The 18,858-nt window shown below is 66.6% G+C and carries 15 protein-coding genes; 12 read left to right on the plus strand and 3 right to left on the minus strand.

The window, feature by feature from the left end; genetic code table 11:
* The 3 genes from VBO01S_RS25930 to lpdA (VBO01S_RS25940) all read left to right on the plus strand — a co-directional run.
* The coding region (locus VBO01S_RS25930; protein WP_169805090.1) for a dihydrolipoyllysine-residue acetyltransferase at positions 1-991 on the plus strand (991 nt) is incomplete at its 5' end.
* Positions 988-1,581 (plus strand): Ntn hydrolase family protein, encoded by a 594-nt coding sequence (locus VBO01S_RS25935; RefSeq protein WP_062480805.1) that lies wholly within the window; start codon positions 988-990, stop codon positions 1,579-1,581. The genes VBO01S_RS25930 and VBO01S_RS25935, both read left to right, overlap by 4 nt.
* Positions 1,578-3,392 (plus strand): dihydrolipoyl dehydrogenase, encoded by a 1,815-nt coding sequence (lpdA, locus tag VBO01S_RS25940; protein ID WP_062480807.1) that lies wholly within the window; start codon positions 1,578-1,580, stop codon positions 3,390-3,392. The genes VBO01S_RS25935 and lpdA (VBO01S_RS25940) overlap by 4 nt, the downstream gene beginning before the upstream one ends.
* An 88-nt stretch (positions 3,393-3,480) precedes the next feature.
* On the opposite strand, the gene VBO01S_RS25945 is transcribed toward lpdA (VBO01S_RS25940), so the two are convergent.
* The gene (locus tag VBO01S_RS25945) at positions 3,481-4,056 is read right to left on the minus strand and encodes a C40 family peptidase (protein WP_062480809.1); all 576 of its coding nucleotides are present in this window, start codon (positions 4,054-4,056) and stop codon (positions 3,481-3,483) included.
* Between the two features lie 322 nt (positions 4,057-4,378).
* Here VBO01S_RS25945 and VBO01S_RS25950 point away from each other — a divergent pair, with 322 nt between their 5' ends.
* Positions 4,379-5,431: a PQQ-dependent sugar dehydrogenase gene (locus VBO01S_RS25950; protein ID WP_255221202.1), complete on the plus strand. Its 1,053-nt coding sequence runs from the start codon at positions 4,379-4,381 to the stop codon at positions 5,429-5,431.
* Between the two features lie 8 nt (positions 5,432-5,439).
* Here the strand turns inward: VBO01S_RS25950 and VBO01S_RS25955 are convergent, their stop codons facing one another.
* Complete coding sequence (locus tag VBO01S_RS25955) at positions 5,440-6,240, minus strand: alpha/beta fold hydrolase (protein WP_062480811.1); 801 nt, start codon at positions 6,238-6,240, stop codon at positions 5,440-5,442.
* Positions 6,241-6,250: 10 nt separating this feature from the next.
* Entirely contained in the window at positions 6,251-7,876 is a 1,626-nt protein-coding gene (locus VBO01S_RS25960; RefSeq protein WP_062480813.1) for a 4-hydroxyphenylacetate 3-hydroxylase family protein, read from the minus strand.
* 128 nt (positions 7,877-8,004) lie between these two features.
* On the opposite strand from VBO01S_RS25960, the gene VBO01S_RS25965 reads away from it, so the two are divergent.
* The 8 genes from VBO01S_RS25965 to VBO01S_RS26000 form a co-directional block, all read left to right on the plus strand.
* Positions 8,005-8,691 (plus strand): TetR/AcrR family transcriptional regulator, encoded by a 687-nt coding sequence (locus VBO01S_RS25965; RefSeq protein WP_062480814.1) that lies wholly within the window; start codon positions 8,005-8,007, stop codon positions 8,689-8,691.
* A gap of 12 nt (positions 8,692-8,703) precedes the next feature.
* On the plus strand, positions 8,704-9,309 hold the full coding sequence (locus VBO01S_RS25970) for an isochorismatase family protein (protein WP_062480816.1): 606 nt from the start codon (positions 8,704-8,706) through the stop codon (positions 9,307-9,309).
* 148 nt (positions 9,310-9,457) lie between these two features.
* Positions 9,458-11,371, plus strand: a complete 1,914-nt coding sequence (locus VBO01S_RS25975; RefSeq protein WP_062480818.1) for a propionate--CoA ligase — start codon at positions 9,458-9,460, stop codon at positions 11,369-11,371.
* A 195-nt stretch (positions 11,372-11,566) separates the two neighbouring features.
* Positions 11,567-14,443 carry a 2-oxoglutarate dehydrogenase E1 component gene (locus tag VBO01S_RS25980; protein WP_062480820.1) on the plus strand — a complete coding sequence of 959 codons (2,877 nt, stop codon included), beginning with the start codon at positions 11,567-11,569 and terminating at the stop codon, positions 14,441-14,443.
* Between the two features lie 54 nt (positions 14,444-14,497).
* Entirely contained in the window at positions 14,498-15,754 is a 1,257-nt protein-coding gene (gene odhB / locus VBO01S_RS25985) for a 2-oxoglutarate dehydrogenase complex dihydrolipoyllysine-residue succinyltransferase (RefSeq protein WP_062480822.1), read from the plus strand.
* 19 nt (positions 15,755-15,773) lie between these two features.
* Positions 15,774-17,204, plus strand: a complete 1,431-nt coding sequence (gene lpdA, locus VBO01S_RS25990; RefSeq protein ID WP_062480824.1) for a dihydrolipoyl dehydrogenase — start codon at positions 15,774-15,776, stop codon at positions 17,202-17,204.
* Between the two features lie 82 nt (positions 17,205-17,286).
* Positions 17,287-18,384 carry a cell division protein ZapE gene (gene zapE, locus VBO01S_RS25995; RefSeq protein ID WP_062480826.1) on the plus strand — a complete coding sequence of 366 codons (1,098 nt, stop codon included), beginning with the start codon at positions 17,287-17,289 and terminating at the stop codon, positions 18,382-18,384.
* Positions 18,381-18,858 (plus strand): hypothetical protein (locus tag VBO01S_RS26000; RefSeq protein WP_062480830.1); only part of this gene is annotated, 478 nt, incomplete at its 3' end. The genes zapE and VBO01S_RS26000, both read left to right, overlap by 4 nt.

Raw genomic sequence — 18,858 nt, forward strand, 5'->3', positions numbered from 1 at the left:
CGCAGCGCCTGCTGCAGCCGCCCCGGCCCATCAGCCGACGTCGGCCCCCACCGGCAGCCTGCCGCACGCCTCGCCCTCGGTGCGCAAGTTCGCACGCGAACTCGGCGTGCCGCTCGAAGAGGTCAAGGGTTCCGGCCTCAAGGGCCGCATCACGCAGGACGACGTCCAGAACTTCACCAAGGCCGTGATGAGCGGCCAGGCCAGCACCAAGGCCTCGGCGGCCAAGGCGCCGGCCGGCGGTGGTGGCGACGGCGCGGCGCTGGGCCTCATCCCGTGGCCGAAGGTCGACTTCACGAAGTTCGGCACCGTCGAGCGCAAGGACCTGTCGCGCATCAAGAAGCTCAGTGGCGCGAACCTGCACCGCAACTGGGTGATGATCCCGCACGTCACCAACAACGACGAAGCCGACATCACCGAGCTCGAAGCCTTCCGCGTCTCCACCAACAAGGAGAACGAGAAGTCGGGCATCAAGGTCACGATGCTCGCCTTCGTGATCAAGGCGGTGGTCGCGGCGCTGAAGAAGTTCCCCGACTTCAACACCAGCCTGGACGGCGACCAGCTCGTCTACAAGCAGTACTACAACATCGGCTTCGCGGCCGACACGCCCAACGGGCTCGTGGTGCCGGTGCTGAAAGATGCCGACAAGAAGGGCATCCTGCAGATCAGCGCCGAGATGGGCGAACTCGCCAAGAAGGCGCGCGACGGCAAGCTCGGCTCGGCCGACATGCAGGGCGGCTGCTTCTCGATCAGCTCGCTCGGCGGCATCGGCGGCACGCACTTCACGCCCATCATCAACGCCCCCGAAGTGGCCATCCTCGGCCTCTCCAAGGGCCAGATGAAGCCGGTGTGGGACGGCAAGCAGTTCGTGCCGCGTCTCACGCTGCCGCTGTCGCTGTCGTACGACCACCGCGTGATCGACGGCGCCCTGGCTGCGCGTTTCAACGCCTACCTGGGCCAGGTGCTCGCGGACTACCGTCGCATCCTGCTATGACCACCGTAGTGGCCGTCCGCAAAGGCGGCCAGGTCACGATGGCGGCAGACTCGCTGGTGACCTTCGGCGACACGCGCATGTCGCACAACGCCGAAGCGAACCAGAAGATCTTCACTGTCGAGGATGCCGCGGGCCAGAGCCTGTTCGCGGTGGCGGGCGCCGCCGCGCACCAGCTGGTACTCCAGCATGCGCTGGCGGCCCAGCCGCGCGAGGCGCTGCAGTTCGGCAGCAAGCACGAGGTGTTTCACACCTTCACGCAGCTGCATCCAGTGCTGAAGGATTCGTTCTTCATGCAGACCAAGGAAGACGAGCACGAGCCCTACGAGTCGAGCCAGTTCACCATGCTGCTGGCCAACCCGAGCGGCATCTACGGCATCTACAGCTACCGCGAGGTGTTCGAGTTCAAGCAGTACTGGGCCATCGGCTCGGGACGCAGCTTCGCGCTCGGCGCCATGCACGCGGCCTATGACAACAAGTCGCGCAGCGCGCGCGACGTGGCGGAGGCGGGCATCGCCGCCGCCTGCGAATTCGATCGCAATTCGGCCCTGCCGGCCGACGTTCTCACACTCAAACTGAAAGTGTCCAAATGAGCGAACAACACATCAAGGTGCCGGACATCGGCGACTTCGACGAAGTCGCGGTGATCGAGGTGCTGGTCAACGTCGGCGACACGGTCAAGGCCGAGCAGTCGCTCATCACGGTCGAATCGGACAAGGCCTCGATGGAAATTCCGTCGTCGGCCGCCGGCGTGGTGAAGTCGCTGGCCGTGAAGGTGGGCGACAAGGTCAAGGAAGGTTCGGTCGTGCTGACGCTCGAAGTCGACGGGGCCGCTGCGGCTGCGGCGGCACCCGCGCCGGCAGCTGCTGCGCCTGCGCCCAAGGCGGCCGCACCGGCCCCTGCCGCGGCAGCGTCCGTGGTGGTGTCCAGCTACGGCGGCAAGGTCGATGTCGAGTGCGACGTGGTCGTGCTGGGCGCCGGCCCCGGCGGCTACTCGGCCGCCTTCCGTGCGGCCGACCTCGGCCTGAAGGTCGTGCTGATCGAACGCTACGCCACCCTCGGCGGCGTGTGCCTGAACGTCGGCTGCATTCCCTCGAAGGCGCTGCTGCACGTCGCTTCCGTCATGGACGAGGTGAAGCACTTCGCCGACCTGGGCGTGAGCTTCGCCGCGCCCACGGTCGACCGCGCCAAGCTGCTCGGCCACAAAAACAAGGTGGTGGGCAAGCTCACCGGCGGCCTCACGGCGATGGCCAAGATGCGCAAGGTGACGGTGCTGCGCGGCGTCGGCAACTTCATCGACCCGTACCACCTGGAAGTCGAAGAGACCTCCGGCACGAGCTGGGACACCACGGGCAAGAAGCAGACCGTCAAGTTCCGCAACGCGATCATCGCGGCCGGTTCGCAGTCGGTGAGCCTGCCCTTCATGCCGGAGGACCCGCGCGTGGTCGACTCGACCGGCGCGCTCGAAATGGGCACCGACCCCAAGCGCATGCTGGTGCTGGGCGGCGGCATCATCGGCCTCGAAATGGGCACGGTGTATTCGACGCTGGGCGCGCGCCTCGATGTGGTCGAGATGCTCGACGGCCTCATGCAGGGCGCCGACCGCGACCTCGTGAAGGTCTGGCAGAAGATGAACGCGCCGCGCTTCGACAACATCATGCTCAAGACCAAGACGGTCGGCGCCGAAGCCACGAAGGACGGCATCAAGGTCACCTTCGAGGGCGAGAACGCGCCGAAGGAACCGCAGGTGTACGACCTCGTGCTGCAGGCCGTGGGCCGCAGCCCGAACGGCAAGAAGATCGGCGCCGAGAAGGCCGGCATCACGGTGAGCGACCGCGGCTTCATTCCGGTCGACATCCAGATGCGCACCAACGTGCCGCACATCTTCGCCATCGGCGACATCGTGGGCCAGCCCATGCTGGCGCACAAGGCGGTGCACGAGGCGCATGTGGCGGCCGAAGTGATCGCCGGCGAGCAGAAGGGCGACAAGGAGCTGTCCAGCGCCGCCTTCAACGCCCGCGTGATCCCCAGCGTGGCCTACACCGACCCCGAAGTGGCATGGGTCGGCCTCACCGAAGATCAGGCCAAGGCCGAAGGCATCAAGGTCAAGAAGGGCCACTTCCCGTGGACCGCGTCGGGCCGGGCCATTGCCAACGGCCGCGACGAAGGCTTCACCAAGCTGCTGTTCGACGCCGAGACGCACCGCATCCTGGGTGGCGGCATCGTCGGCACGCATGCCGGCGACATGATCGGCGAGATCGCGCTGGCCATCGAGATGGGCGCGGACGAGATCGACATCGGCAAGACCATCCACCCGCACCCGACGCTGGGCGAAAGCATCGGCATGGCGGCGGAAGTGGCGCACGGCACCTGCACGGACCTGCCGCCAGCGAAGAAGGCCTGAGCGACATATAAGAAGGGCGCCGAACTGGCGCCCACAAAAAATCCCGCCGCGGCGGGATTTTTTTCGTCCGGGATTCGGGGAAATCGAATCAGTCGCTGGCGGTGCCCATGGCCGCCGCCTTGACCTCGTCGCCCTGGCCGCTGAGCACGCGGCGGGCGCCGTCGAAGCGGCGCTGCCAGTAGCTGCCGTTCATGTCTTCGACACGGACCTGGGCACCGGAGCGGGGGGAATGGATGAACTTGCCTTCGCCGACGTAGATGCCGACGTGGCTGAAGGTGCGGCGCATGGTGTTGAAGAACACGAGGTCGCCGGGCTTGAGCTGGCTGCGGTCGATCTTCTCGGTGGCGGCGGCCTGTTCTTCGGCGCGGCGCGGGAGCACGTGGCCCACCGTCTGGTTGTACATGGCGCGGACGAAGCCGCTGCAGTCGAAGCCGGATTCGGCGGTGTTGCCGCCACGGCGGTAAGGAACGCCGAGGAAACCGATGGCGGTCACGACGAGGTCGGACGTGCGCTCTGCGACGGTCTGGCGAACCTGATGGAACTGGCCGACCAGGCCGCGTTCGGCAAGGATTCGGTCCATCTCATCCGATCGATCCTGTTGAGGGGGGGCGGCGTGGACGGCCACGGCGAACAGGAGGGATACGGGTAGGACGAAAAAACGCATGGCGCGTAGGATATTGATGACGCGCAGTTATGTCAATTTAATCTGAATTGTTGAAGGCGTGCGTAAACCATTGATTTACATGGACTTTTTCGATCCGGCGGAAGAAAAAATGTAACGGTGAACGTTTATGCGGCATAAGGATTCGAATGTAAACGCCTCGGCTGATATGACTTCAAAGTCTTAAAAGTTGATATGTGCATTCCATTTGTTGTCAAGATGGCCTCAAATTCAGGAAATCTTCATGAACTTGCGAAATTTCTCCTTTCGTCGCTCCCTGGGAAGCCTCGTGGTGCTCGCCGGTTGCGGCTTGGCTGGCGCGGCCATGGCGCAAGTGCGTGCCGAAACCGTCGCCTCCGGTCTTGAGAACCCCTGGGGCGTGGCCTTCCTGCCGGAGGGCCGTTTCGTGGTCACCGAGAAGCCGGGACGCCTGCGGCTGGTGGCGGCCGATGGCAAGCTGGGCGCGCCGATCCAGGGCCTGCCGCCCGTCGCGGCGGGCGGGCAGGGCGGGCTGCTCGACGTGCTGGCCGACAGCGGCTTCGCGCAGAACCGCACCCTGTACTTCTGTTATTCGGAACCCGAGGCGGCCGGCGGATCGGCCAACAGCACCGCGCTTGCACGCGCCCGCCTGTCGGCCGACGGCACGAAGCTGGAAGCGCTGAAGGTCATCTTCAGCCAGAAGCCCAAGGTCGCGAGCCGCGCGCACTTTGGGTGCCGCATCGTCGAAGCCCGCGACGGCAACCTCTTTCTCACGCTCGGCGACCGCTTCGGCCGCAAGGACGATGCACAGACGCTCGACAACCACCAGGGCAAGGTGGTGCGCGTCGCCAAGGACGGCAGCGTGCCGAAAGACAACCCCTTCGTCGGCAAGCCGGGTGCGCTGCCTGAGATCTGGAGCTACGGCCATCGCAACAGCCAGGGCGCGACGCTCGCGCCCGATGGCCGTTTCTGGATGACCGAGCACGGCCCGCAGGGCGGCGACGAGATCAACATCCCGCAGGCCGGCCGCAACCACGGCTGGCCGGTGATCACTTATGGCGAGAACTACGGCGGCGGCAAGATCGGCGAGGGCATCACCCGCAAGGACGGCATGGAACAGCCGCTGCACTACTGGGTGCCGTCGATCGCGCCCTCGGGCATGGCCTTCCTCACCAGCGACCGCTACGGCGCCGGCTGGAAGGGCAACCTGTTCGTGGGCTCGCTGAAGTTCGGGTACCTCGATCGCATCGAGCTGAAGGACGACAAGGTGGTCGCCGAGCATAAGCTGCTGGCCGATGGCCGCGCCCGCATCCGCGACGTGAAGCAGGGGCCGGACGGCCTGCTCTACGTGCTCACCGACGAGTCCGACGGCAAGCTGCTGCGCCTGCGGCCGAACTGAAGGGCGCCTCAGCCCGGGCAGCCCGGCAGCGGCAGCGTGGGCAGCAGGCGGCGCCAGAGCCGTCGCCACTCGGGCCAGTCGTGCCCGCCTTCGGTCGTGACCACGCGCTCCGCCGGCAACGCACCGGCCAGCAACCGGTGGCTGAAGGCGAAGCGGTCGTCGAGCGCGTAGCCCAGGTACAGCGGCGGCCGGTCGCCGAACGTGCGGGTGTGGCCGACGTAGCCGCGCAGCCATTGCCACAGCTGCGTGTCGCTGGGGGTGCGTGGGTCGCTGCCGGGTGGTGCTTCGAGCGGGCCGCGCCAGTGCGACAGGCCGCCGGCATTGGCGATGTCCTGGCTCAGCACGCGTTCGCCCAGGTAGGGCGCCAGCACGACCAGGCCGGCGAGGTCGCCGGGATGCGTCTGGGCATACAGCAGTCCGCCGAAACCGCCGACCGAGATGCCTGCGATCCAGATCGCCTTGTAGCCTTGGCGGCGCGCCGGTGCGATCACGTCCCGATCCAGCCGGTCGAGGATGGTCTTGTTGCGGTAGTAGCCCATGTGGGCATCGACGCGCAGGGTGTCGACCGCGAGCCGGCTCTCGTTCAGTGCGTCGATGAAGCCCTCGCGCACGAACTCCTCGGGTGCCGAGTAGGCGCCGGGCAGCAGCACGATCAGCGTGTCGGCGCTGCGGGTGCAACTGCTCTTTTCCAGTGCGGTGGCCAGCGGCGCCTCGGCGGCACGCAACCCGCTGCAGCCGGCGAGCAGCAGCAACGAGGCGGCGCCGAAGAGCAGGACGAGGCGGTGGCGGAGGAGCGACAGGGTCTGCATCCGCCGGAGTCTAGGCGCGCGACACCGGAACCGGCAGGTCGACCATCACGGGTTGTCCCGGCACGGTGCAGCCGGTGTCGCAGCACTTGCCGGGCTGGCGGTTCTTCGTGATGGCGCGGCGCGGGTCGTCCGGCATCGCGGCCGGCGTGCCGTCGGCCGCGATGCCGCGCTCGAGCAGGCGCTCGACCAACTCGACCTTCGAGCCGACCGGGTAGTTGCGCCAGATCTCCTGCTTCATCGCCGCCGGCGAGCCGCCGCCGTGCAGGCTGATCACGCTGTACCAGCCGCCCTGATAGCCGGCCGTGAGGTCTTCGATGAAGCGGGCCGTCTCGATGCGCTGCTCGTAGGGAATGGCGGGGTTGGCGCGCAGCACGTCGGACAGCCGCGCCGCGGTCTCGGGGTTGTGGTCCTCGTCCGGGCCGGGCAGGGTGACGATGAGGCCGCCGCTTACGTAGTGCGCGATGCGGTGCATGTCGTAGATCTTGGTGGCGAGCAGCAGCTTGCCGATGTTGCTGAACACCGGGTCGGGCATGAAGACCTCGCAGTGGTCGTCGGCCTTGCCATAGACGCTGGCCGCCACGCCGCACGCAAAGAAACCCTCGGTGATGGTGATGAGCTCGACCATCTGCTCGCGCAGGTGGCTCTCCTTGCCGGGGTCGAAGCCGTTGGCCTCGCACATCAGCGCACCGGCGCCGATCAGCAGGTCGCCGAAGCCGGCGCGGGCCGCGATGCAGCTGTGGCGGTGGTGCGTGGCGTAGCTGTAGGTCAGGTGGCCCGAGTGCTCCCATTCGCCGGCGTAGAACACGCGCTCCCACGGCACGAACACGCGGTCGAACATGCACACGCCGGTGCTCTGGCCGTACTTGCGGCTGAACAGCGCATCGCCGTGCTCGAGCTTTTCGCCGGGTCGACCGGCCGGCCGCGCGACGATGGTGAGCCCGGGCGCATCGAGCGGCACGGCGCAGCAGACGGCGAACTCGGCGTCTTCCTTGCCCATGTTGCGGCAGGGCATGACCAGCAGCTCGTGCACATAGGGCGCGCCGGTCACGATGGCCTTGGTGCCCGAGATGACGATGCCGCGCGCGTTGCGCTCGACCACGTGCAGGTAGCTGTCGACGTTCGCTTGCTCGTGCGGCCGGCGGCTGCGATCGCCCTTGGCGTCGGTCATGGCGACGCCAAGGGTCAGGTCCTGGTCCTGGATGCGGTGCAGGTACTCGCGGAAGCGGGCGGTGTGCTCAGTGCTGCCGCGCGCGTCGTCGATGCGGGCCGACACCTGGGCGATGGTGTTGAGCGCGTCGTGCGTCAGGTAGCGCTGGGCGCAGCCGGTTTCCTGGCAGACCAGCCGCACGGCCTCGAGCTTGTTGAGCAGGTCGCCCGAGCTGGTGTTGATGTGCGAGAGCCGGTTCACGCGCTTGCCGCTGGTGTGCTGCACGGCGGTCATGAGTGGGGCGTACTCGGACTTCAGCGCGTGGTCGTAGGTGAGGGCGATGGCGTTGATGCCCGGCTGGAAGGCGGGCTCGTCGGCCACGCTGGCGACGCGGCGGCCGTCGACGAACACGGTGGGCGTGTAGCGGCGCAGCGATTCACGGTAGTCGGCGCCGGACATGAGAAGGGCGTCGGAAGGCGGGGCATTCATGCGTGTTGTCTCCAGGGGCTCGTGGGGGTTTTTGGACCGTTTGGCACGAAGATTTAAACACTGTTCAATTTTTAGATCAACGTTCGAAAAAGTGATCGGCGACCAGATCGAGGGCTATAGTCCCGCCCATGCACGCCAAGCTCCAACGCCGCCAGACCCTCACCGACGCCCGCCGCGCCCTGGTGCTCGACGCCGCTCGAACGGTGTTCGCGGAAGCCGGCATCGAGGGCGCGAGCATCCGTGAAATCGCGAAAAAAGCCGGCTACACGCCGGGCGCCATCTATTCGTACTTCGAGAGCAAGGAGGCGATCTACGCGGCCTTGCTCGACGAGTCGCTGCTGCGCCTGCAGGCCGCGGTGGCCGACGTGGCGGTGTCCGAGCGCCGGCCCGACCAGACCCTGGCTGCCAAGGCCCAAGCCTGGTTCGACTTCTACGCGGCGAACCCGCGCGACCTCGACCTCGGCTTCTACCTGGTGCACGGCATGCGGCCCCGAGGGCTCACGCACGCGCTCGACCACGAACTGAACGACCGCCTTTACGACGCCCTGCGCCCCTGCGAGGAGGCGCTGCTTGCCCTGGGCCTCGATGCCGACCTCGCGCAGCAGGAGAACACGGCGCTGTTCGCGCACGGCGTCGGCCTGCTGCTGATGCAGCACACGGGGCGCATCCGCATGTTCAGGCAGTCGGCGGATGCGCTGTTCAGGACCTACCTTGCGCAACTGGTGCAGCGATCTTCCCCAGTGGCAACGGCGGACGATCCCGCGAAACCCGCGCTTTTCAGTGGTACGGTTCAGCCCAGTTCAACCGATACCTGAAAGAAGAAGTCCATGCTGCTCGACGCCACGCAATCCCAACTCGTCCTGGTCGATTACCAGGCGCGGCTGATGCCGGCGATCTTCGAAGGCGAGGCGGCAGCGCGCAACGCGGCGCGCCTGGGCCAGATGGCGCAATGGGTCGACGTGCCGGTCTGGGGCACCGAGCAGAACCCGTCCAAGCTGGGCGAGAACCTGCCCGAGATCCGCGCCTTCTGCCGCAAGACGCTGGCCAAGATGCATTTCAGCGGCGTGGAAGAGGGGCTCGGCGAATGGCTGCGTCCGCCCGCCAAGGCCGCGCCGCAGGGCAATGCCCGCAGCCTGCCCAAGCACCTGCAGAAGCCCCCAGCCGCGGCCGAAGAGCGCAACACCATCGTCATCGCCGGTTGCGAAGCCCATGTCTGCCTGCTGCAGACCGCGCTCGACCTGCTCGAGGACGAGTTCGACGTGTGGGTCGTCACCGACGCCTGCAGTTCGCGCACCGAGCGCAACCGCGACGCGGCCTTCGATCGCCTGGCTGGCGCGGGCGCGGAGCTCGTGACCACCGAGATGGTCGGCTTCGAGTGGCTGCGCACCGCCGAGCACCCGGCGTTCCGCGACTTACAGGCGCTGATCCGCTGATTCACTGAGCTGCTGTTGAGGGCGGCCCGGGAAGGGGCCGCCCGGATTGCCGCGGCTGTCAGCTTCCCGCAAGATCGACTCCCATAATTATGAATTCAGTTTCGGCGCGAGTCCGGAACGACATCCATAAAACAGGAGACAGATCCCGATGAGCCGCTATGAAGAGTTCTACCGCCAGTCCGTCGACGCGCCCGAGGCCTTCTGGGCCGAGCAGGCCAAGCTGATCGACTGGCACACGCCCGCGCAGCAGATCCTCGACGCCAGCCAGCCGCCGTTCGCGCGCTGGTTCGTCGGCGGCACCACCAACCTGTGCCACAACGCCGTCGACCGGCACCTGGCCGATAGGGGCGACCAGCCGGCGCTGATCTTCGTGTCGACCGAGACCGGCACCGAGAAAAGCTACAGCTTCGCCGAGCTGCATGCCGAGGTGCAGCGCACCGCCGCCAGCCTCGTCGAACTGGGCGTGGGCAAGGGCGACCGCGTGCTCATCTACATGCCGATGATTCCCGAGGCTGCCTTCGCGATGCTGGCCTGCGCGCGCATCGGCGCCATCCATTGCGTGGTGTTCGGCGGTTTTGCCAGCGGCTCGCTGGCCACTCGCATCGAGGACGCCGAGCCCAAGGTGGTCGTGAGCGCCGACGCGGGTTCGCGCGGCGGCAAGGTCATCGCGTACAAGCCGCTGCTCGACGAAGCCATCCGCCTGTCGAAGTACAAGCCTGAAGCCGTGTTGCTGACCGATCGCGGCCTGGCGCCCATGGATCTGACCGCCGGCCGCGACCATCTGGCGAGCGACCTGAGGCACAAGCACCTGGATGCGCAGGTGCCCTGCACCTGGCTGGCCTCGACCGACATCAGCTACACCATCTACACGAGCGGCACCACCGGCAAGCCCAAGGGCGTGCAACGCGACGTGGGCGGCTACGCCGTGGCGCTGGCCGCGAGCATGAAGCACATCTTCGACGGCCGCCCCGGCGAAACCTACTTCTCGACCAGCGACATCGGCTGGGTCGTGGGCCACAGCTACATCGTCTACGGCCCGCTGATCGCGGGCATGGCGACCATCATGTACGAGGGCCTGCCCACGCAGGGCATCGACCAGCAGCCCGACGGCGGCATCTGGTGGCGCCTGGTCGAGAAGTACAAGGTGACCGTGATGTTCAGCGCGCCCACCGCCGTGCGCGTGCTCAAGAAACAAGACCCGGCGCTGCTCAAGAAGTACGACCTGTCGACCCTGCGCGCGCTGTTCCTGGCCGGCGAGCCGCTCGACGAGCCGACCGCGCGCTGGATCAGCGACGGCCTGGGCGTGCCGATCATCGACAACTACTGGCAGACCGAGTCGGGCTGGCCGATGATCACCATCGCCAACGGCGTGGAAGCCAAGCCCAGCAAGTTCGGCAGCCCCGGCGTGCCGATGTACGGCTACCGCATCAAGATCCTGCACGAGTCGACCGGCGAGGAGCTCACCGGCGCGAACGAGAAGGGCGTGGTCGTGGTCGAGGGCCCGACGCCGCCCGGTTTCATGCAGACCGTGTGGAAGGACGACGCGCGCTTCGTCAACACCTATTGGAAGAGCGTGCCGGGCAAGATGGTCTATTCGACCTTCGACTGGGGCATCCGCGACGCCGACGGTTACTTCTACATCCTGGGCCGCACCGACGACGTGATCAACGTCGCGGGCCACCGCCTGGGCACGCGCGAGATCGAGGAGAGCATCTCGGGCCATGCCAACGTGGCCGAGGTGGCGGTGGTCGGCGTGGCCGACACGCTCAAGGGGCAGGTGGCGATGGCCTTCGTCGTGCCGAAAGACGGCCTGGCCGTGACCGATGCCGACGCGGCCCTCAAACTCGAAGGCGAGATCATGAAGGTCGTGGCCGACCAGCTCGGCGCCCTGGCGCGGCCTGCGCGCGTGCGCTTCGTGAGCGGCCTGCCCAAGACCCGCAGCGGCAAGCTGCTGCGCCGGGCGATCCAGGCCGTCTGCGAGCAGCGCGACCCGGGCGACCTGACCACCATCGACGATCCGGCCACGCTGCAACAGATCAAACAGTTACTGTCCGCCACCTGACCGCGGGCGCGAATCGGGGTAGGGTTGCGGGCCTTGCGCAGCCGCGTTCTGTCGTCATATGGTTGACGTGGCACAATGCCAAGGTACTCAGGCCCTTCCCCAGCCACAGTCGCATCCGCCAATCGGTCCAGCCGTGTCGCGGAAGGTTTCTTAACCAACTCGTGCTTCCTCCAGGGAAGCGAAGGTCAGCGGATCATGAGCGATTCCTCTACGCCTACGGCGTATACCGCCTATCAAGGCAACACCTACCTCTTCGGCGGCAATGCGCCCTATGTCGAGGAGATGTACGAAAACTACCTCGCCAACCCCGGCAGCGTTCCCGACAACTGGCGCACGTATTTCGACGCCCTGCAGAACGTTCCCGCCGCCGACGGCACCAGCGCCCGCGACGTCCCCCACCTGCCGGTCATCAACGCTTTTGCCGAACTGGCCAAGCAGGGCACGACCCGTGTCGTGCAGGCCAGCGGCGCCGACTCCGAACTCGGCCGCAAGCGCACGGCAGTCCAGCAGCTGATTGCCGCCTACCGCAACGTCGGCGCCCGCTGGGCCGACCTCGACCCGCTCAAGCGCGCCGAGCGTCCCGCCATTCCGGAACTCGAGCCCTCGTTCTACGGTTTTGCCGACGCCGACCTCGAGACGGTGTTCAACACCAGCAACACCTTCTTCGGCAAAGAGACCATGTCGCTGCGCGACCTGCTCAATGCCCTGCGTGAAACGTACTGCGGCACGATGGGTGCCGAGTACATGTACACCACCGACCAGAACCACAAGCGCTGGTGGCAGCAGAAGCTCGAAAGCGCCCGCACGAATCCCAAGCTCAGCGCCGAGCAGAAGAAGCACGTGCTCAACCGCCTGACGGCCGCCGAAGGCCTCGAGCGCTTCCTGCACACCAAGTACGTCGGCCAGAAGCGCTTCTCGCTCGAAGGCGGCGAAAGCTTCATCGTCGCGATGGACGAGCTGATCAACCAGGCCGGCGTCAAGGGCGTGCAGGAAATCGTGATCGGCATGGCCCACCGCGGCCGCCTGAACGTGCTGGTGAACTCGCTGGGCAAGATGCCCGCCGACCTGTTCGCCGAGTTCGACCACACCGCCCCCGAAGACCTGCCCTCCGGCGACGTCAAGTACCACCAGGGCTTCAGCTCGGACGTGACCACCCCCGGCGGCCCGGTCCACCTGAGCCTGGCGTTCAACCCCTCGCACCTGGAAATCGTGAACCCCGTGGTCGAAGGCTCGGTGCGCGCCCGCATGGACCGCCGTGGCGACCCGCTGGGCAAGCAGGTGCTGCCCGTGATCGTCCACGGCGACGCCGCCTTCGCGGGCCAGGGCGTCGTGATGGAAACGCTGGCACTGGCCGAAACCCGTGGTTATTCCACCGGCGGCACGGTGCACATCGTCATCAACAACCAGATCGGCTTCACCACCAGCGACCCGCGCGACAGCCGCTCGACGCTGTACTGCTCGGACATCGTCAAGATGATCGAAGCGCCGGTGCTGCACGTGAACGGCGACGACCCCGAAGCCGTGGTGCTCGCCACCCAGTTCGCTCTTGATTTCCGCATGGAATTCCAGAAGGACGTGGTCGTCGACATCATCTGCTTCCGCAAGCTGGGCCACAACGAGCAGGACACGCCGTCGCTCACCCAGCCGCTGATGTACAAGAAGATCGCAGCCCACCCCGGCACGCGCAAGCTGTACGCCGACAAGCTGGCCGCGCAAGGCCTGGGCGACACGCTCGGCGACGACATGGTCAAGGCGCAGCGCGCCGCCTTCGACGAAGGCAAGAACACCGTCGACCCCGTGCTCACCAACTTCAAGAGCAAGTACGCCGTCGACTGGAGCCCGTACCTCAACAAGAAGTGGACCGACGCCGGCGACACCGCCATTCCCTCCGCCGAGTGGAAGCGCCTGGCCGAGCGCATCACCAAGGCACCCGAGAACTTCACCGTGCACCCGCTCGTGAAGAAGGTGCTGGACGACCGCGCAGCCATGGGCCGTGGCGACGTCAACGTCGACTGGGGCATGGGCGAGCACATGGCCTTTGCCTCGCTGGTGGCCAGCGGCTACCCGGTGCGCCTGTCGGGTGAAGACTCGGGCCGCGGCACGTTCACGCACCGCCACGCGGTGCTGCACGACCAGAACCGCGAGAAGTTCGACACCGGCACCTACACGCCGCTGCAGAACGTGGCCGAGAACCAGGCCCCGTTCGTCGTCATCGACTCGATCCTGTCCGAAGAAGCCGTGCTGGCCTTCGAATACGGCTACGCCTCGAACGACCCCAACACGCTCGTCATCTGGGAAGCCCAGTTCGGCGACTTCGTGAACGGCGCGCAAGTGGTGATCGACCAGTTCATCGCCTCGGGCGAAGTGAAGTGGGGCCGCGTCAACGGCATCACGATGATGCTGCCGCACGGCTACGAAGGCCAGGGCCCCGAGCACAGCTCGGCCCGCCTGGAGCGCTTCATGCAGCTGAGCGCCGACACCAACATGCAGGTGGTGCAGCCCACCACGGCCAGCCAGATCTTCCACATCCTGCGCCGCCAGATGGTGCGCAACCTGCGCAAGCCGCTGATCATCCTCACGCCCAAGTCGCTGCTGCGCAACAAGGACGCGACCTCGCCGCTGTCCGAGTTCACCAAGGGCAGCTTCCAGACTGTCATTCCCGACAGCAAGGGCCTGAAGGCCGAGAAGGTCAAGCGCCTGATCGCCTGCTCGGGCAAGGTCTACTACGACCTGGCCAAGAAGCGCGAAGAGCAGGGCAGTGACGACGTGGCGATCATCCGCGTCGAGCAGCTCTACCCGTTCCCGCACAAGGCGTTCGCCGCCGAGGTCAAGAAGTACCCCAACCTCGTGGACATCGTGTGGTGCCAGGACGAGCCGCAGAACCAGGGCGCCTGGTTCTTCGTGCAGCACTACATCCACGAAAACATGCAGGAAGGCCAGAAGCTCGGCTACTCCGGCCGTGCCGCTTCGGCATCGCCTGCAGTCGGCTACTCGCACCTGCACCAGGAACAGCAGAAGGCGCTGGTCGATGGCGCATTTGGCAAGCTCAAGGGCTTCGTGCTGACCAAGTAAGAACCGTCCCTTTTCACACGAACACCCTCAAGAACAAAACGGAGCTCACTCCAAATGTCTATCGTAGAAGTCAAAGTCCCCCAGCTTTCCGAATCCGTGGCCGAGGCCACCATGCTCACGTGGAAGAAGAAAGCCGGCGAAGCCGTCGCCGTCGATGAAATCCTGATCGAGATCGAAACCGACAAGGTCGTGCTCGAAGTGCCGGCACCCTCGGCCGGCGTGCTGGTCGAGATCGTTCAGCCCGACGGCGCCACCGTGGTGGCCGAGCAGCTGATCGCCAAGATCGACACCGACGGCAAGGCCGCCGCCGCAGCGCCTGCTGCTGCAGCTGCACCCGCCGCCGCACCGGCCGCGGCTGCCCCCGCAGCGGCAGCCGCCGCCACCGGTGGTTCGAAGTCCGACGTGGCCATGCCCGCCGCCGCCAAGCTGCTGGCCGACAACAACCTGAAGACCAGCGACGTGGCCGGCACGGGCAAGGACGGCCGCGTGACCAAGGGCGACGTGCTCGGCGCCGTCGCTGCCGGCGCCAAGCCTGCCGCCACCATCGCCGCCCCGGCTGCCAAGCCCGCGCTGCAACAGGTCGCAGCGCCTGCCGCGCCCGACCTGGGCGAGCGTCCGGAACAGCGCGTGCCGATGAGCCGCCTGCGCGCCCGCATCGCCGAGCGCCTGATCCAGTCGCAATCGACCAACGCCATCCTGACCACCTTCAACGAAGTGAACATGGCCCCGGTCATGGACCTGCGCAAGAAGTTCCAGGACGCGTTCACCAAGGAACACGGCGTGAAGCTCGGCTTCATGAGCTTCTTCGTGAAGGCGGCCGTGCACGCGCTGAAGAAGTACCCGGTGCTCAACGCGTCGGTCGACGGCAACGACATCCTGTACCACGGCTACTTCGACATCGGCATTGCCGTCGGTTCGCCGCGCGGCCTGGTGGTGCCCATCCTGCGCAATGCAGACCAGATGAGCTTCGCCGACATCGAGAAGAAGATCGCCGAGTACGGCAAGAAGGCGCAGGACGGCAAGCTGGGCATCGAAGAAATGACCGGCGGCACGTTCTCCATCTCCAACGGCGGCACCTTCGGCTCGATGCTCTCGACCCCGATCATCAACCCGCCCCAGTCGGCCATCCTGGGCGTGCACGCCACCAAGGACCGCGCCGTGGTCGAAAACGGCCAGATCGTCGTTCGCCCGATGAACTACCTCGCCATGAGCTACGACCACCGCATCATCGACGGCCGCGAAGCCGTGCTGGGCCTGGTCGCCATGAAGGAAGCGCTGGAAGATCCGTCGCGCCTGCTGTTCGACATCTGATCCGGGGAGCAACAACCAGATGGCAAACAAGCAATTCGACGTCGTCGTCATCGGCGGCGGCCCTGGCGGCTACATCGCGGCGATCCGCGCTGCGCAGCTCGGCTTCAACGTGGCCTGCATCGACGAGTGGAAGAACGGCAAGGGCGGCCCCGCACCGGGCGGCACCTGCACCAACGTCGGCTGCATCCCCTCGAAGGCGCTGCTGCAATCGTCGGAGCACTTCGAGCAGGCCGGCCACCACTTCGCGGACCACGGCATCAAGGTCGAAGGCCTCGGCCTGGACATCGACAAGATGCTGGCCCGCAAGGACCAGGTCGTGAAGCAGAACAACGACGGCATCCTGTACCTGTTCAAGAAGAACAAGATCAGCTTCTTCCACGGCCGCGGTTCGTTCGTGAAGGCGGACGACGCCGGCTACGAGATCAAGGTGGCGGGCGCCGCTGAAGAATCGGTCAGCGGCAAGCACATCATCGTCGCCACGGGTTCCAACGCCCGCGCGCTGCCGGGCACGCCGTTCGACGAGGAAAACATCCTCTCGAACGACGGCGCGCTGCGCATCGGCGCAGTGCCCAAGAAGCTGGGCCTGATCGGCTCGGGCGTCATCGGCCTCGAAATGGGCTCGGTGTGGCGCCGCCTCGGTGCCGAGGTCACGGTGCTCGAAGCCCTGCCGACCTTCCTGGGCGCCGTGGACGAGCAGATCGCCAAGGAAGCCAAGAAGGCCTTCGACAAGCAGAAGCTGAAGATCGAACTCGGCGTCAAGGTCGGCGAGATCAAGTCGTCGAAGAAGGGCGTGAGCGTCGCCTGGACCAACGCCAAGGGCGAAGCCCAGACGCTGGAAGTCGACAAGCTGATCGTCTCGATCGGTCGCGTGCCCAACACCATCGGCCTGAACGCCGAAGCCGTGGGCCTGAAGCTCGACGAGCGCGGCGCCATCGCCGTGGACGACGACTGCAAGACCAGCCTGCCCAACGTGTGGGCCATCGGCGACGTGGTGCGCGGCCCGATGCTGGCGCACAAGGCCGAGGAAGAAGGCGTGGCCGTGGCGGAGCGCATCGCGGGCCAGCACGGCCACGTGAACTTCAACACCGTGCCGTGGGTGATCTACACCAGCCCCGAGATCGCGTGGGTCGGCCAGACCGAGCAGCAGCTCAAGGCCGCGGGCCGCGCCTACAAGGCCGGCACCTTCCCGTTCCTGGCGAACGGCCGCGCACGCGCGCTGGGCGACACGACCGGCATGGTCAAGTTCCTGGCCGACGCGGCCACGGACGAGATCCTGGGTGTGCACATCGTGGGCCCGCAGGCCAGCGAGCTGATCTCCGAAGCCGTGGTGGCGATGGAGTTCAAGGCCAGCGCCGAAGACATCGCGCGCATCTGCCATGCGCACCCGTCGCTGTCGGAAGCCACCAAGGAAGCGGCCCTGGCCGTGGACAAGCGCACGCTCAACTTCTGATCTCCGGTTCTTGAGCGAACCCGGCCCCGATCGACCCTCGCGGGGCGGTCGGGGCTCTCCATTTTTGAAGCGATCCGATCCCTTGAGCGTCAAACAGGCTTACGAAGCGGAACTCGCGGCACGCGGGTTCAAGAGCGATCCCGCACAACTGGCGGCCGTCGAGGCGCTCGACCGCTGCGCCACCGAGTGGGGCGAGTACAAGGCCCGGCGCTCCAATGCGCTGAAGAAGCTCATCAACCGGCCGGAGCTGCCGCGCGGCGTCTACATGTACGGCGGCGTGGGGCGCGGCAAGAGCTTCCTGATGGACCTGTTCTTCAACGCCGTGCCGCTGCGGCGCAAGACGCGCCTGCACTTCCACGAGTTCATGCGCGAGGTGCACCGCGAGCTGCGCGACCTGCAGGGCACCGTGAACCCGCTCGACGAGCTCGGCTTGCGAATTTCCAAGCGCTACAAGCTGATCTGCTTCGACGAGTTCCACGTCGCGGACATCACCGACGCGATGATCCTGCACCGGCTGCTCGTGGCGCTGTTCGACAACGGCGTGGGCTTTGTCACCACCTCGAACTTCAAGCCCGACGACCTGTACCCCGGCGGCCTGCACCGCGACCGCATCCTGCCCGCCATTGCACTGCTCAACCAGAAGCTCGAGGTGCTGAGCGTCGACAACGGCACCGACTACCGGCGCCGCACGCTGGAGCAGCTGCGCATGTACCTCACGCCGAACGACGCGGCGGCCGAGAAGGAAATGCGCCACGCCTTCGACAAGCTGGCCGAGACGGCCGACGAAAACCCGATCCTGCACATCGAGCAGCGCGAGATCCGCGCGCTGCGCAAGGCCGGCGGCGTGGTGTGGTTCGACTTCAAGACGCTGTGCGGCGGCCCGCGCTCGCAGAACGACTACCTCGAGATCGCGAGCCAGTTCCACACCGTGCTGCTGTCCGACGTGCCGCACATGCCGGTGCGCATGGCCTCGGAAGCACGCCGTTTCACCTGGCTGGTCGACGTCTTGTACGACCGGCGTTGCAAGCTCATCATGTCGGCCGAGGTTCCGCCCGAGGCGTTGTACACCGAAGGCCCGCTGGCGCACGAGTTTCCGCGCACGGTGTCCCGGCTCACCGAGATGCAGTCGAGCGAATTCCTCGCACTCGAACGCCGCATCGTCGACACCCGACTCACATGAAAAAAACCGCTCTTGCCCTGTTCCTGGCCTTGGCCAGCCTGCCGCTCTGGGCCCAGTCCAATGCGGCGGCGGGCAGCGCCGATCTCGAAGCCGAACGCGGCCGTCTGGCCACCGAGCGCGAGGCCATCGAGTCGCGCTACACCAAGGAGCGGGCGGCCTGCTACAAGAAGTTCGCGGTCGAAGACTGCCTGCGCGAAAGCCGCAGCCGCCGCCGCAAGGAAACCGACCACATCAAGCGGCAGGAAACCGCGATCAACGACATCCAGCGCCAGCGCAGCGGCGCGGCCGAGCTGCAGAAGCTCGACCAGAAGGCCGCCACCCAGCGCCCGCAGGATTCGCGCGAACAGCGCGAGAAGTCGCAGGAAGACCAGAAGGCGCGCGAGCAGCGCGCCGCCGACCACGCCGCGAGCCGGGCCGCGACCGCGGCCGACGCGGCCGAGCGCCAGCGCCAGTTCGAGAACAAGCAGAAGGCCC

The sequence above is a fragment of the Variovorax boronicumulans NBRC 103145 genome (assembly GCF_001591345.1).
GTDB lineage: Bacteria > Pseudomonadota > Gammaproteobacteria > Burkholderiales > Burkholderiaceae_C > Variovorax > Variovorax boronicumulans.